General features: G+C 72.1%; 13 protein-coding genes. 6 read left to right on the top strand and 7 right to left on the bottom strand.

The features are described 5' to 3' along the window. Positions 1 to 3: 3 nt before the first annotated feature. Positions 4 to 852 (bottom strand): type I methionyl aminopeptidase, encoded by an 849-nt coding sequence (gene map / locus BJ982_RS32590; protein WP_184886434.1) that lies wholly within the window; start codon positions 850 to 852, stop codon positions 4 to 6. 74 nt (positions 853 to 926) lie between these two features. Here map and BJ982_RS32585 point away from each other — a divergent pair, with 74 nt between their 5' ends. Beyond that, the gene (locus tag BJ982_RS32585; RefSeq protein ID WP_184886432.1) at positions 927 to 1,109 is read left to right on the top strand and encodes a hypothetical protein; all 183 of its coding nucleotides are present in this window, start codon (positions 927 to 929) and stop codon (positions 1,107 to 1,109) included. 15 nt (positions 1,110 to 1,124) lie between these two features. On the opposite strand, the gene BJ982_RS32580 is transcribed toward BJ982_RS32585, so the two are convergent. Beyond that, complete coding sequence (locus BJ982_RS32580; protein WP_184886430.1) at positions 1,125 to 1,421, bottom strand: CBU_0592 family membrane protein; 297 nt, start codon at positions 1,419 to 1,421, stop codon at positions 1,125 to 1,127. Between the two features lie 284 nt (positions 1,422 to 1,705). Continuing rightward, the gene (locus tag BJ982_RS32575) at positions 1,706 to 2,290 is read right to left on the bottom strand and encodes a hypothetical protein (protein WP_203958959.1); all 585 of its coding nucleotides are present in this window, start codon (positions 2,288 to 2,290) and stop codon (positions 1,706 to 1,708) included. Between the two features lie 95 nt (positions 2,291 to 2,385). On the opposite strand from BJ982_RS32575, the gene npdG reads away from it, so the two are divergent. The 3 genes from npdG to BJ982_RS32560 are packed head-to-tail and all read left to right on the top strand — an operon-like array spanning position 2,386 to position 5,231. Next, on the top strand, positions 2,386 to 3,057 hold the full coding sequence (npdG, locus tag BJ982_RS32570) for an NADPH-dependent F420 reductase (RefSeq protein WP_184886426.1): 672 nt from the start codon (positions 2,386 to 2,388) through the stop codon (positions 3,055 to 3,057). A 60-nt stretch (positions 3,058 to 3,117) separates the two neighbouring features. Further along, positions 3,118 to 4,305, top strand: coding sequence for a trans-sulfuration enzyme family protein (locus BJ982_RS32565; protein ID WP_184886424.1), 1,188 nt, complete (start codon positions 3,118 to 3,120; stop codon positions 4,303 to 4,305). Further along, entirely contained in the window at positions 4,302 to 5,231 is a 930-nt protein-coding gene (locus tag BJ982_RS32560; protein WP_184886422.1) for a serine/threonine dehydratase, read from the top strand. The genes BJ982_RS32565 and BJ982_RS32560 overlap by 4 nt, the downstream gene beginning before the upstream one ends. A 91-nt stretch (positions 5,232 to 5,322) precedes the next feature. On the opposite strand, the gene panB is transcribed toward BJ982_RS32560, so the two are convergent. Beyond that, entirely contained in the window at positions 5,323 to 6,174 is an 852-nt protein-coding gene (gene panB / locus BJ982_RS32555; protein ID WP_184889667.1) for a 3-methyl-2-oxobutanoate hydroxymethyltransferase, read from the bottom strand. Between the two features lie 366 nt (positions 6,175 to 6,540). On the opposite strand from panB, the gene BJ982_RS32550 reads away from it, so the two are divergent. Continuing rightward, positions 6,541 to 8,052 (top strand): MFS transporter, encoded by a 1,512-nt coding sequence (locus BJ982_RS32550; RefSeq protein WP_184889665.1) that lies wholly within the window; start codon positions 6,541 to 6,543, stop codon positions 8,050 to 8,052. 7 nt (positions 8,053 to 8,059) lie between these two features. After that, the gene (locus BJ982_RS32545; protein WP_184886420.1) at positions 8,060 to 8,674 is read left to right on the top strand and encodes a TetR/AcrR family transcriptional regulator; all 615 of its coding nucleotides are present in this window, start codon (positions 8,060 to 8,062) and stop codon (positions 8,672 to 8,674) included. Here the strand turns inward: BJ982_RS32545 and BJ982_RS32540 are convergent. The 3 genes from BJ982_RS32540 to BJ982_RS32530 form a co-directional block, all read right to left on the bottom strand. Beyond that, complete coding sequence (locus BJ982_RS32540) at positions 8,671 to 10,461, bottom strand: NAD+ synthase (RefSeq protein WP_184886418.1); 1,791 nt, start codon at positions 10,459 to 10,461, stop codon at positions 8,671 to 8,673. The genes BJ982_RS32545 and BJ982_RS32540 overlap by 4 nt on opposite strands. A 139-nt stretch (positions 10,462 to 10,600) precedes the next feature. Further along, on the bottom strand, positions 10,601 to 12,016 hold the full coding sequence (locus BJ982_RS32535; protein WP_239122852.1) for a BTAD domain-containing putative transcriptional regulator: 1,416 nt from the start codon (positions 12,014 to 12,016) through the stop codon (positions 10,601 to 10,603). 469 nt (positions 12,017 to 12,485) lie between these two features. Then, positions 12,486 to 13,118, bottom strand: a complete 633-nt coding sequence (locus BJ982_RS32530) for a TetR/AcrR family transcriptional regulator (protein WP_239122851.1) — start codon at positions 13,116 to 13,118, stop codon at positions 12,486 to 12,488. Positions 13,119 to 13,314 lie beyond the last annotated feature (196 nt).

Raw genomic sequence — 13,314 nt, 5'->3', positions numbered from 1 at the left:
GCGTCAGGGCAGCGTGAGGATCTCGCTTCCGCTGTCGGTGACGACGATGGTGTGCTCGAACTGGGCGGTGCGCCTGCGGTCCTTGGTGACGGCGGTCCAGCCGTCGGGCCACAGGTCGTACTCGATGGTGCCGAGCGTGAGCATCGGCTCGATCGTGAAGGTCATGCCCGGCACGAGCGTCACGGCCAGCGAGGGGTCGTCGTAGTGGGGCACGATGAGGCCGGAGTGGAACGAGGTCGAGATGCCGTGGCCGGTGAAGTCGCGCACGACGCCGTAGCCGAACCGCTTGGCGTAGGCGGAGATCACCCGGCCGACGATGTTGAGCTGCCGTCCGGGCGCGACGGCCTTGATCGCGCGCATCATGGCCTCGCGGGTGCGCTCGACCAGCAGCCGGGACTCCTCGTCCACCTCGCCGACCAGGAAGGTGGCGTCGGTGTCGCCGTGCACGCCGCCGATGTAGGCGGTGATGTCCACGTTGACGATGTCGCCGTCGCGCAGGACGGTGTCGTCGGGGATGCCGTGGCAGATCACCTCGTTGATCGAGGTGCACAGGGACTTGGGGTACCCGCGGTACCCGAGCGTGGAGGGGTAGGCGTCGTGGTCGCAGAGGAACTCGTGCCCGACGCGGTCCAGCTCGTCGGTGGTCACGCCGGGCGCGACGTGCCGGCCGACCTCCTCCAGGGCCTGGGCGGCGATGCGGCCGGCGACGCGCATGCGCTCGATCGTCTCGGGCGTCTGGACGTCGGTCTCTCCCCGGCGGGGCTGCTTGCGGCCGACATACTCCGGGCGCTCGATGTGGGCGGGAACCTTGCGGGTGGGCGAGAGCCGTCCTGGCCGGAGCGTTGTCGTCATGCGGCAAGTCTAGTTCCGCCCCCGTAGGGCAGGATCTGTGTGGACGGCGGGCGCGCAGCGGCTGAGGAGGGCACATGAGCGGCGGCCAATGGTGGTTCTGCCTCAAGCACATGAGGGTCGAGTCGGACAAGGGATGCCCCGACAAGCACCGGATGGGCCCCTACGCCACCGAGGGCGAGGCGGCCGCGGCGCTGGAGACCGCCGCCGCTCGCAACGCCTCGTGGCGCGAGGACGACAAGGAGTGGAACGGCGACTAGAGCGGGACCGGGCGCTCAGCCCGGACCTCCTCCCGAGGGCTGCCGCCGCTTCCAGGGCCTGGCCGCGATGATCCGCGTCACCGCGAGCACGCCGATCCCGCACCAGACCAGGTTGAGCACGGCCGACGGCCAGGCGAAGTGGTAGGCGGAGTTGACCATCAGCGCGACCGCGCCGCCCAGGTTGATGAGCTGGTAGGTCAGGCCGCCCCCCGACATCTTCGCCATGGAGAGCATCGCGTAGGCGTACAGCAGCGCGGCGGCGCCGAGCATGCCGAACGCGTCGATGAGATAGGAGACCACCGAGGACCCCATCTCAGGCTTCCCCGAGACGGACGGTCGCCCACGCCGCGCCATAGTCGCGGCTCAAGACCCTGCGGTACAACCGAGCTCACCCCAATCAGCGAAGAGGTCGGTTTCCGGTCGGTCATGCCGCTGACCGGCTCGTTCACCAGGCTACGCCCGCCCGGGCCCGGGGCCGCGGAGGCGTCGGGGCAGGGATGCGACGCGGGCGGTGAGGCTTCAGAAGCGAGCGGAACGCATTGCCATTCCGGGTGAGGTTTTGCTCCCCATAAAGCTCGCGATATGGCGACAGATGGTCACTCGGGGACCCGCGGGCCGCTGACGCGCTCGGCCAGGCGGGCCAGACGGTCCAGGAAACGGGAGCGCGACCTCGGCGCCTCGCCCGCCGCCATGCTCACCAGATGCTGGGCGGCGTCGAAGGTGAACAGGCCCTCCTCCGGCGGCACGGCCAGCGCGTCGTGGGCGAGCCCTTCGAGGTCGGGGTCGCCGCCGTCCAGGGTGAGGATGGTCGCCCCCGTGCGCCGCGCGTCGTCCACCCGGTCCAGCAGGGGGGCGGGCGCCTTGTGCTCGGTGACCACGAACAGGGTCTCGCCGCGGCGGGCCGCCTGGATGCGGTCCACGCCGACGGCCAGGTGGGGCGGCGCGCCGGGGGGCGGGGACCAGCGCACCAGCGTGGGGGCGAGCTGGGCGAGCCCGGACAGCCGGGCCTCGTCGCCGAGGTGGGCGGCCAGGTGCCAGGGTTCCTCCTCGGGGGTGCCGACCACGAGCAGCCCGCCCGGCGTGCGTGTCGCGCGCAGGGATCGACCGAACTCGCGGGTGCGTTCGACCCACCCGGTCGCGGAGAGCACCTCGCGCAGGAAGGTCACCGACGCAGCGTCCATGGGCTCCATGGTGCATCACCGGCCCCGCCGCCGTCCTGGATAGCGGCACCTGGCATGATCTGGAGAATCGCACCGCACGTGAGGGGATGATGATCATGGGGGATGAGGGTCTGGACGTCAGCGGCCTGTCGATCGGAATCCTCGGCGGAACCGGCCACCAAGGGATGGGCCTCGCGCACCGCTTCGCGGCGGTCGGCCACCAGGTCCTGATCGGGTCCCGCAGCGCGTCGCGCGCGCACGAGGCGGCCGAGAGCCTCGGCCCGGGGCTGCCGGTGCGCGGCGAGGAGAACGCGGTCGTCGCGGCCGAGTCCGACGTGGTCGTCATCGCGGTCCCCTGGGAGGGACACCGGGCGACGCTGGAGGCGCTCCGGCCGGCGCTGGCGGGCAAGATCGTCGTGAACTGTGTGAACCCCCTGGGCTTCGACAAGCAGGGCGCCTACCCGCTGGACGTCGAGGAGGGCAGCGCGGCCCAGCAGGCGGCGGCCATCCTGCCGGACAGCCGGGTCGTCGCGGCGTTCCACCATGTCTCGGCGGTGCTGCTGCTCGACCCCGAGGTGTCCGAGATCGACCTGGACGTGCTCGTGCTCGGCGACGACCGGCAGGCCACCGACACCGTGCAGGCGCTGGCGGCCCGCATCCCGGGCATGCGCGGCATCTACGGCGGGCGGCTGCGCAACGCCCATCAGGTCGAGGCGTTCACGGCGAACCTGATCTCCATCAACCGCAGGTACAAGGCGCACGCCGGGATCCGCGTCACGGACGTGTGAACCCGCGGCCGGGCGATATGAAACTGACAAATCCGGCTCAATCCATACATCCTTAGCGGCATGAGCGACCTGCATCCGGATACCCGCGCCGTCCACGTGCCGCGGCCGTCCCTGGACGGCAGCACCCCGATCGCCACCCCCATCTACCAGACCTCGGGCTTCGCCTTCGACGACCCGGCCGTCTTCGCCGACGGCATGACCAGGCCGGACGGCGCCTTCGTGTACGGGCGGCTGACCAACCCGACGGTCCGGGCGCTGGAGGACGCGGTGGCCGGCCTGGAGGGCGGCGTGGCCGCCGTGGCCGCCGGGTCGGGCATGGGGGCCGTCAACTGCGTGCTGCTCGGCCTGCTGTCCCCCGGCGACCACGTGATCGCCCAGCGGGCCCTGTACGGCGGGACCGCGTCGATGATCGCCGACCTGGCGCACCGGTTCGGCGTCGAGGTCACCTACGTCGGCCAGGACGACCCGGCGGCGGTGCGCGCGGCCGTACGGCCCCGCACCCGGCTGCTGTACCTGGAGACGATCGCCAACCCGATGACCCAGGTCGCCGACCTGCCCGCGATGTGCGCCGCCGCCCGCGAGGCGGGCCTGGTGACGGTGGTCGACAACACCTTCGCCTCCCCGGTGCTGTGCCGCCCGCTGGAGCACGGGGCCGACGTCGTCGTCCACTCGGTCACCAAGTACCTCAGCGGGCACAGCGACGTCCTCGGCGGGGTGGCCGTCTTCGCCGACCAGGCCCTGCACCGGAAGGTGTGGTCCTTCGCCATCGAGCTCGGCGCCACGCTCGACCCCTTCGCCGCGTGGCTGACCCTGCGCGGCATCCAGACCCTGCACCTGCGCATGGCCCGGCACTGCGAGAACACCCGCGTGCTCGCCACCCGCCTCGACGAGCACCCCGCCGTCACGGCCGTCCACTGGCCGGGACTGCCCTCCCACCCTTCCCACGCCCTGGCCGCCAAGCTCCTGCCCGACTTCGGCGGGGTCTTCTCCTTCGACCTGGCCGGCGGGCGCGCCGCGGGGGAGCGGTTCATGGCCGCCCTCGGGCTGGCGCTGCTCGCGCCCTCGCTCGGCGGGGTGGAGACCCTGGTCCTGCACCCGGCCACCACCTCGCACCGCGCGCAGACGCCCGAGGAACTGGCGCGCTCGGGGATCGGCGAGGGCACCGTGCGCGTGGCCGTCGGCATCGAGCACGCCGAGGACCTGTGGGCCGACTTCACCCAGGCCCTCCGCCGGGCGGAGACCCCATGATCATGACGCGTGCGGAGGTGGAGCGGGCCGCCTCCCGGATCGCCGGGTACGTCCGGCGCACCCCGGTGGCCGAGGCCGCGCCGGGACTGCTGCTCAAGCTGGAGTCCCTGCAGCACTCCGGCTCGTTCAAGGTCCGCGGCGCCTTCAACCGCGTCCTGGCCGCCGGGACCGTGCCCGAGGCGGGGGTCATCGCGGCGAGCGGCGGCAACCACGGCGTCGCGGTCGCGTACGCGGCGCGCGCGCTCGGCGTCCGGGCGGAGATCTTCGTGCCCGAGGTGTGCGCGCCGGTCAAGGTGGCCGGGCTGCGGGCGCTCGGCGCGCACGTCACCCAGACCGGCGCCATCTTCGCCGACGCCTACGAGGCGTCCGCCAAGCGGGCGGCCGAGACCGGCGCCCTGGAGATCCACGCCTACGACCAGGCCGACGTGGTCGCCGGGCAGGGCACGCTCGGCCTCGAACTGCTGGACCAGGCGCGCGGGATCGGCGGCGTCGACACGGTGCTCGTCGCGGTGGGCGGCGGCGGGCTGGTCGCGGGCGTCGCGGCGGCCCTGTCGGGCGAGGACGGGGGGCCGCGGGTCGTCGCGGTGGAGCCCGAGCGCATCCCGACCCTGCACGAGGCGCTGGCGCGGGGAGGCCCGGTGCCGGTCGAGGTCGGCGGGGTCGGCGCCGACGCGCTCGGCGCGACCCGGGCCGGGCGCATCGCCTTCGACACCGCCCGCGCCCTCGGCGTGGACGTCGTGCTGGTGGGGGAGGAGGCGATCGTCGAGGCCCGGCGCGAGCTGTGGCGGGACCACCGCGTGGCCGCCGAGCACGCGGGGGCTGCCGCGCTGGCCGCGCTGCGCACCGGCGCGTACGTCCCCGGGCCGGGCGAGCGCGTCGCGGTCGTGGTCTGCGGCGGCAACACCGACCCGTCCACCCTGGCCTGACCCGCCGCCCGCCTGTCTCGTCCGGGCGGGCGGCGGGCGCGGTGACAGGGCGACGGCCGTGCCGGGTGGGCACGGCCGTGCGCGGTGGTGGTCAGCTGTAGCTGTGCTCCGGGGCCGGGAAGACGCCGGAGACGACGTCGTGGGCGAACGCGCGGACCGCGTGGTCCATCTCACCCGCCAGGTCGGCGTACTTCTTCACGAACTTCGCCGGGTGCGGGGTGAGGCCCATGAGGTCCTGCCAGACCAGGACCTGGGCGTCACAGGAGGGCCCGGCGCCGATGCCGATCGTGGGCACCGACAGGGCCGCGCTGACCCGTGCGGCCAGGTCGGCCGGCACGCATTCGAGCACGACCGCGAACGCGCCCGCGTGCTCCAGGGCCTTGGCGTCGGCCATGAGCTCGTCGCCGGACTGGCCCCGGCCCTGCACCCGGTAGCCGCCGAAGGCGTTGACCGACTGCGGGGTGAGCCCGAGGTGCCCCATCACGGGGATGCCCGCCGAGACGAGCAGCTCGATCTGGGGGAGGACGCGGCGGCCGCCCTCCAGCTTGACCGCGTGCGCGCCGGCCTCCTTCATGAAGCGCGCCGCGGTGGCGAGGGCGTCACCCGGGGACGCCTGGTAGGAGCCGAACGGAAGGTCCGCGACGACCAGCGCGCGGGAGGAGCCGCGGACGACGGCGGCGGTCAGCGGCAGCAGATCGTCCACCGAGACCGGGAGCGTGGAGTCGTAGCCGTACACGACCATCGCGGCCGAATCTCCGACGAGCATGACCGGAATACCCGCCTCGTCGAACACCTTGGCGGTCATGGCGTCGTAGGCGGTGACCATGGGCCACTTCTCGCCGCGTTCCTTGGCGGCGGCGATGTCGCGGACGGTCACCCTTCGCCCAGCCTGGCCGCCATAGAGCGTGGTCGGCGAGCTGGTGATTCTCGACGTAGAGGACATCATGGATACCTCCAGGTCTCGAGGCGCCCCAGTGGCGTCCCCGGACGGTCAGATCATCGCACGGCTGACCGTTATGACAACACCCGGGCTGCCCTCTACTCATCCCTTCACGCGTCCAGGGACGTCCTTTACCCGCGCCCGGCGACCCCTACGCCTCCCCGGGGCGCGTGGGCGGAGGCCGCCGGCGCCGCGATCCCGAGGCCTGTCGGCGTAGTATTACGAAACGGGACTGTTGCGTATCGAATCGGTGCCTTGTAGCGTAGGCTAGCGAAACGCATCCGTATCGAAATTTCGCTCTTACGTGTACTTGGGGGATTCGTGGAACACCCGACAGGTCACCCACGCCGTTGGCAGGTCCTCGGCGTGATGGTGTTCAGCCTGCTGGCCGTGGTTCTCGACAACACCATTCTCAACGTGGCTCTGAAGGTCATCTCCGACCCCGACGCGGGGCTCGGGGCGTCGCAGAGCCAGCTCGAATGGGCCATCAACAGCTACACCCTTGTGTTCGCGGGGCTTCTGTTCACCTTCGGGGTACTCGGTGACAGATTCGGACGCAAGCGCATGCTGCAGATCGGGATGGTGCTCTTCGGCCTGGCGTCCCTGGCCAGCGCCTACGCGCAGGATCCCGGCCAGCTGATCGCCGCGCGGGCGGCCATGGGCCTCGGCGGCGCCGCCGTCATGCCCGCGACGCTCGCCATCATCTCCAACGTCTTCGCGCCCCGCGAGCGCGCCAAGGCGATCGGCGTCTGGGCCGGCGGGGTGGGCCTCGCCGTCGCCATCGGCCCGATCGTCGGCGGCCTGCTGCTGGAGCACTTCTGGTGGGGCTCGGTCTTCCTGGTCAACGTCCCCATCGTGGTCGTCAGCTCGGTGCTGATCGCGGTGATCGTGCCCGAGTCGCGCAACCCCGACAGGGCGCGGCTCGACCCGCTCGGCGTGCTGCTGTCCATCGTCGGCCTGGTCGGTGTCGTGTACGGCATCATCAAGATCGGCGAGCTGGGCACCGTCGCCGACCCGCAGGTCTGGGCGCCCGCCCTCGGCGGCATCGCCGTCCTCGTGGCGTTCGTCCTGCACGAGCGCAGAACGGCGCACCCGGCCTTCGACGTGCGCTACTTCACCGTCCCCCGCTTCTCCACGGCGGTGGCCAGCGTCGGCCTGGTCTTCTTCGCGATGATGGGCGTGATGTTCTTCATCTCGTTCTACCTGCAGCTCGTGAAGGGATACTCGCCGCTCGCCGCGGGCGCGCTCATGCTGCCGTTCGCGGCGGCCCAGCTCATCTTCTCGCCGCTCAGCGCGGGCATGGTCCGGCGCTTCGGCGGCAAGATCGTCGCCACCGTCAGCATGCTCCTGGTCGCGGCCTCCCTCGCCGCCTACCTGCTCGTGGGGGTGGACAGCCCGATCGTGGTGTTCGAGATCATCGCCTTCGTCCAGGGTGCGGCGATGGCCAACATCGGCTCCCCGGCGACCGAGGCCGTGATGTCCTCGCTGCCCCGCGAGAAGGCCGGCGTGGGCTCGGCGATGACGAACACTGTCCGGCAGGTCGGCGGCGCGCTCGGCGTGGCGCTGCTCGGCTCGGTGCTGTCGGCGACCTACCGCGAGAACGTCGCCGGCACGCTGAACGTCCTGCCCGAGGGGGTCCGGCACGCCGCGGGCGAGTCGATCACCGCCACCCTCGGCGTCGCCGAGTCCCTCGGCGCGCGCGGCGCCGCGCTGGTCGCCCCCGCCAAGCAGGCGTTCGTCGACGGCATGCACGTGACGGCGCTCTGCTCCGCCGCGATCGCGCTCGTCGGCGCGGCGGTGGTGGCCAGATGGCTGCCCGGCAAGGAGAAGGCCGTGCCGCCGGTGGCGCGGCCCGAGAAATCGGAACCGGCAGTAGTGTGATCGCACCATGGTGACGCAGCAGATGGGGCAGGCGGGACCGGCCCGCGCGCCGGGCCGCCCCCGCAGTGAGAAGGCCGAGCGGTCGATCGTCGACGCGACGATCGACCTGCTGGCCGAGGGCACCAGCGTGGCCGAGCTGTCCATCGAGGCCGTGGCGGCGCGCGCGGGGGTCGGCAAGACCACCATCTACCGGCGCTGGTCCAACAAGGAGGACCTCGTCGTGGACGCGCTGGCCACCCTCAAGCCGCCGCTGCCCGAGCCGCTCGGCAGGTCGGCCCGCGAGGACATCGTCCGCCATCTGGGCGCGATGCTGCAGGAGACCCACGACCGGCGTCTGCGCTGCATCATGACCGTCGCGCTGAACGAGTCCGACCGCTTCCCGCACCTGGCCGAGCGGTTCCGCGAGATCGCGGTCAAGCCCCGTCGCGACCTGCTGCGTTCCATCATCCAGCGCGGCGTCGACACCGGCGAGTTCCGCGCCGGCGTCGACGTCGAGGTGGCGATGGCCGCCCTCAGCGGCGCGATGCTGTTCTTCAGCAAGTGGCGCGACGGCGGTGAGGACCTCCCCGCCGACCTGGCCGAGCGCATCACCGGCCAGGTCCTGGAGGGGCTCAACGCCTAGGTGGCGGGCGTCTCGCGCCAGCGGTTGGTGATGGGCAGCCGGCGGTCGCGCCCGAAGTTCTTCGGGGTGATCTTCGGGCCCGGGGGGTACTGGCGGCGCTTGTACTCGGCCAGGTCCACCAGCCGGATCACCCGCGCCACCAGCTCGGCGTCGTGCCCGGCGGCCACCAGCTCGCCCTTGCCCATGTCCCGCTCGACGTAGTCGGCCAGCAGCCGGTCCAGCAGGTCGTACGGCGGCAGCGAGTCGGTGTCGCGCTGGCCGGGGCGCAGCTCGGCGCTCGGCTCCTTGGTGATCGAGTTCTCCGGGATGGGCGGCACGGCGAAGGGGTACAGCAGCTCGCCGCCCCGGCCCGCCTGGGCGTTGCGCCACCGCGACAGCTCCCACACCGTCGTCTTCAGCACGTCCTTGATCGGGGCGAACCCGCCCGCCGAGTCACCGTAGAGGGTGGAGTAGCCGGTGGCGAGCTCGCTCTTGTTGCCGGTGGTCAGCACCAGGTGGCCGTGCTCGTTGGACAGGCTCATCAGCAGCATGCCCCGCACCCGCGCCTGCAGGTTCTCCGCGGCCAGCCCGTGAAGGTCGATCTCTTTCTCGAAGGCGTCGACGATCCCCTCGATGGGCACCAGCCGGGAGTGCAGCCCCTGCCGCTCGACCAGCTCGCGGGCGTCGCCCACCGAGTGGTCGGAGGAGTGGCGTGACGGCATGAGCACGACGTGGACGCGGTCCGGGCCCACCGCGTCGGCGGCGATGGCGGCGGTCAGCGCGGAGTCGATGCCGCCGGACAGGCCGAGGATCACCGAGCCGAAGCCGTTCTTGGTGACATAGTCGCGCACGCCGAGCACGAGCGCCGAGTACACCTCCTCCAGGTCGTCCAGGCGCGGGGCCACGACGGGCGGCTCGGGGGTGTAGGCGGGCAGCGGCTCGGCCGAGAGCTCCACCCGCTCGACGGTGATCGTGGTGCCGTCCTTGGCGTCCACCGGGAAGGCGCCCGGGAGGGCCGTGGGGTCGGCCGCGGGCAGCTCCAGATCGGTGACCAGCAGCTCTTCGCGGAACTGGCCCGCGCGGGCGATGAGCCCGCCGTCCGGGCCGACCACGATCGAGTCGCCGTCGAAGATCAGCTCGTCCTGGCCGCCGACCTGGTTGACGTACGCCAGCGCGCACCCGGCCTCGCGGGCGCGGTCGGCGCACAGCGCCAGGCGCACGTCGTCCTTCTCGCGCTCGTACGGCGAGGCGTTCGGCACCACCAGCAGCCCGGCGCCCGCCTCCGCCGCGGCCGACACCGGGCCGCCGTCCTGCCACAGGTCCTCGCAGACGGCGATCGCGACGTCGACGCCGTGCAGGCGGAAGATCGGCATGCGGTCGCCGCGCACGAAATAGCGGTACTCGTCGAACACGCCATAGTTGGGCAGGTGGTGCTTGGCCGTGCGCACGACGACCCGGCCGCGGTGGAGCAGCGCGGCGGCGTCGAGCGGCGCGCCCTTGGGCTGACCCGGCCGGGGCGCCACGCCGGCGCGGTCGACGTAGCCGACGACGACCGGCAGCTCGCCGAGCCCTTCCGCGGCCAGCCGCGCGGCCACGGCCTCGAGCGTCGCGATCGAGGCGTCCACGAACGACGCGCGCAGCACCAGGTCTTCGACGGGATAGCCGGTCAGGAACATCTCGGTGAACACGACCAGATGCGCGCCGCGGTCCGCGGCGCGGCGCGTCCACTCCAGCAGGGTGGCGGCGTTGGCGGACAGGTCGCCGACCGCCGGGTTGGTCTGGGCGAGGGCTATACGCAGTTGTGGCACGATCTCCACCTTACGCGCGGCGCTCCCGTGGACCCGGCCGAGGATCAGCCCTGGGGGCGCATGCCGTCCAACATGATCGTGAGCAGCAGTTCGCCGCCGTCCTGCGAGCGCTCGGGCGGAGCGGTGACGGTCCGCCGGGCTAGGAGCCGAGGTGGGTGCCCGGGCTGATCAGACCGGACTCGTAGGCCAGGATGACGAGCTGGGCCCGGTCGAGCAGGGCCAGGCGGTCCAGGATGAGGGCCAGGGACGCGCCCACGTCGGACTCGGGGACGGCCAGGGTCGTGGCGATCTCCTGGTTGGTGAGACCGCGGGCGACGAGCTTGACCAGGTCGAGGTCGCCGTCGGACAGGCCCTTCAGCCCCGCCGGGACGGCCGGGTCGCCGCGCCCGGCGAACCCGGCGATCAGGCGGGTGGTGACCGCGGGATCGATCAGCGCGTCGCCGTCCGCCGCCGCGTGGATCGCGGCCAGCAGCTGCTCGGGGGGCGAGGTCTTCAGGATGAAGCCGCTGACGCCCGCCCGCAGCGCCGCGTACAGGTTCTCGTCGGTGCCGAAGGTGGTCATCATGATCACCTTCGGCGGGGCGGCGTCGGAGAGGATCCGGCGGGCGGCGGCCAGGCCGTCCAGCCGGGGCATGGAGATGTCCATCAGCACCAGGTCCGGGCGGGCGCGCCGGATCAGCGCGATCGCCTGCTCGCCGTCCTGCGCCTCGCCCACCATCTCCAGGCCGGGCTCGTTCTCCATGATCACCCGCAGGCCGGTGCGGACGAGGGCCTGGTCGTCGGCCACCACCACCCGGAGAACCGAGGTCTCCTGCGCCGGCGCCTCCACGGGGGCGGCGTCCGGCGCCGGAGTGTCCAGGTGGGACGCCTGGGAGAGGATGTCACGTTCCAGCCGCTGGAGGGTCGGGCCGAGGTCCAGGCCCAGCTCCTCGCGCAGCAGCGCCCGTGCCCGGCGCAGCGCCCCGAGCGCGTCGCCCTGCCGTCCCGCCCGGTACAGGGCCAGGGCCAGCAGGCGCCACGCCTCCTCGCGCAGCGGGTGCGCCGAGGCGTGCGACTCCAGGTCCGGGATCAGCGCCGAGGCCCTGCCGAGCCGCAGCGCCGCCTCCGCGCGCTGCTCGATGGCGAGCAGGCGCAGCTCGTCCAGGCGCATCGCCTCGGCGGCGGCCCAGGGGAGGTCGGCGAACTCGGCCAGCGCCGGGCCGCGCCACAGCCCGAGCGCCCGCTCCATCCGGTCCAGCACCGCGGCGGCGTCGCCGCCCTGCTCGGCGCGGACCAGGTTCTCGAACAGCCAGCTGTCCACCGTGTCCGTGTCGGCGCGCAGCGCGTACCCCGGAGGAGCCGAGACCAGCACCGCGGCCTCCTCGCGCGGAGCCCGGTCCGGCTCCAGCGCGCGGCGCAGCCGCGAGACGTAACCCTGGATCGTCGAGAGCGCCTGGGACGGCGGATCGCCCGGCCACAACTCGTCGATCAGCACGCTCATGGGCACGGACCGCCCGCGCGCCACCAGCAGCCGCGCCAGCACGGCCTGCTGGCGTTGCCCGCCCAGGTCCAGCACGGAATCATGATGAAGTACCTGAAAGGGCCCAAGAGCACGAAATTTCAACATCGCAGCGCATAGCGTAGGGCCAAACCCCCCTCCCCGTACGCCACCACCCCGCGCCGTTGCCCATCCGTGAGCTTCCCTCACAATCCCCTCCCACCCCCACCCTTCGATTCCCACCCCCCATCAACCCTCCGCCCACCACCCCTCACCCATCCCTTCGCCCCCCACCGCCGTCACCTCCCACCCCTACGACTCCGTCCCGGCCGACCAGCGTCAACCCCCTATGAGCACGCACCCAACGGGACTGGTCTCACGTCGGGGTCCCTGCGATCAGGCGCGGCCGAGTCCGTGGTGGCGGTCATTGCCGTGTCAGATCCGAAGGCCGGCGCGCGACCCGTCAAGCTCGGCCGGCCGTGCAACCGCTGGTCAATCGGCAAGTTTCTCGTCTATCTGTATTGGCTTCCCGGACGCGGCATCACGATCAGGCAGGAGGCACCGACGGGCTTGGCGGCCTGGCATGGGATGTCGGAGTGTGTGGCCGGGGGCCCATACCGGCGAAAAGCGCGTCGAGGATTCGGTCGACGTACTCGTGGGTCAGTTGTTCCTGAGTGATCAGGAGTTGGAAGTACAGCGGGCCGGACAGGATCGCCATCGCCAGGTCGAGGTCGAAAGCGGGTGAGAGTTGGCCCTGGTCACGGGCCGTCTTCAGTCGGGTGACGGTCTTGTCCGCCTGCGGGGTGATGAAGCGCTCGTTGAGTGCGGCGGCGACTTGGGGATCATGCTGGGCCTCGCCGATCAGGGCCTTGAACAAGGGGGCGAAGGGGGGCCTGGCCAGCAGGTCGACGGCCGCGTGTATCTGTGTGCGCAGGTCGGCGACGATGTCGCCGGTGTCGGGATAGTCCAGGCGGGGCCCGTTCATCGACAACAGCGAGTCGAGAAGGAGGGCCCCCTTGGACGACCATCGGCGGTAGATGGTCTGCTTGCTGGCGCCCGCACGGGCGGCGACCGCTTCGATGCTCAGTCTGGCGTAGCCGATCTCCTGGCCGAGCTCCAGCGTGGTCCGCATGATGGATTCGGTCCGGTCGGCGCCGCGACGATGGGGTGTGCCGGTCATACTGAGACCTTATCGGTACGGTTCGTTCCGTACTTGACATCAGAAGTCGAGCTTGGGATCCTATTATCCGCACGGAACGTTCCGTTCCGATAGGGCCGACAGGCTGAAGCCCGCCCTTCCGGATCACCAGGGCGGTGTGCCCCAGCCCAAGGCGCACGGCGCCACGGCGACGAGGCCCGACGTGGTCCAACGCCAC

This window comes from Sphaerisporangium siamense (genome assembly GCF_014205275.1).
Lineage (GTDB): Bacteria > Actinomycetota > Actinomycetes > Streptosporangiales > Streptosporangiaceae > Sphaerisporangium > Sphaerisporangium siamense.
Note: the sequence above shows the minus strand (reverse complement) of the source record. Positions and strands in the feature narration are given on the sequence as shown.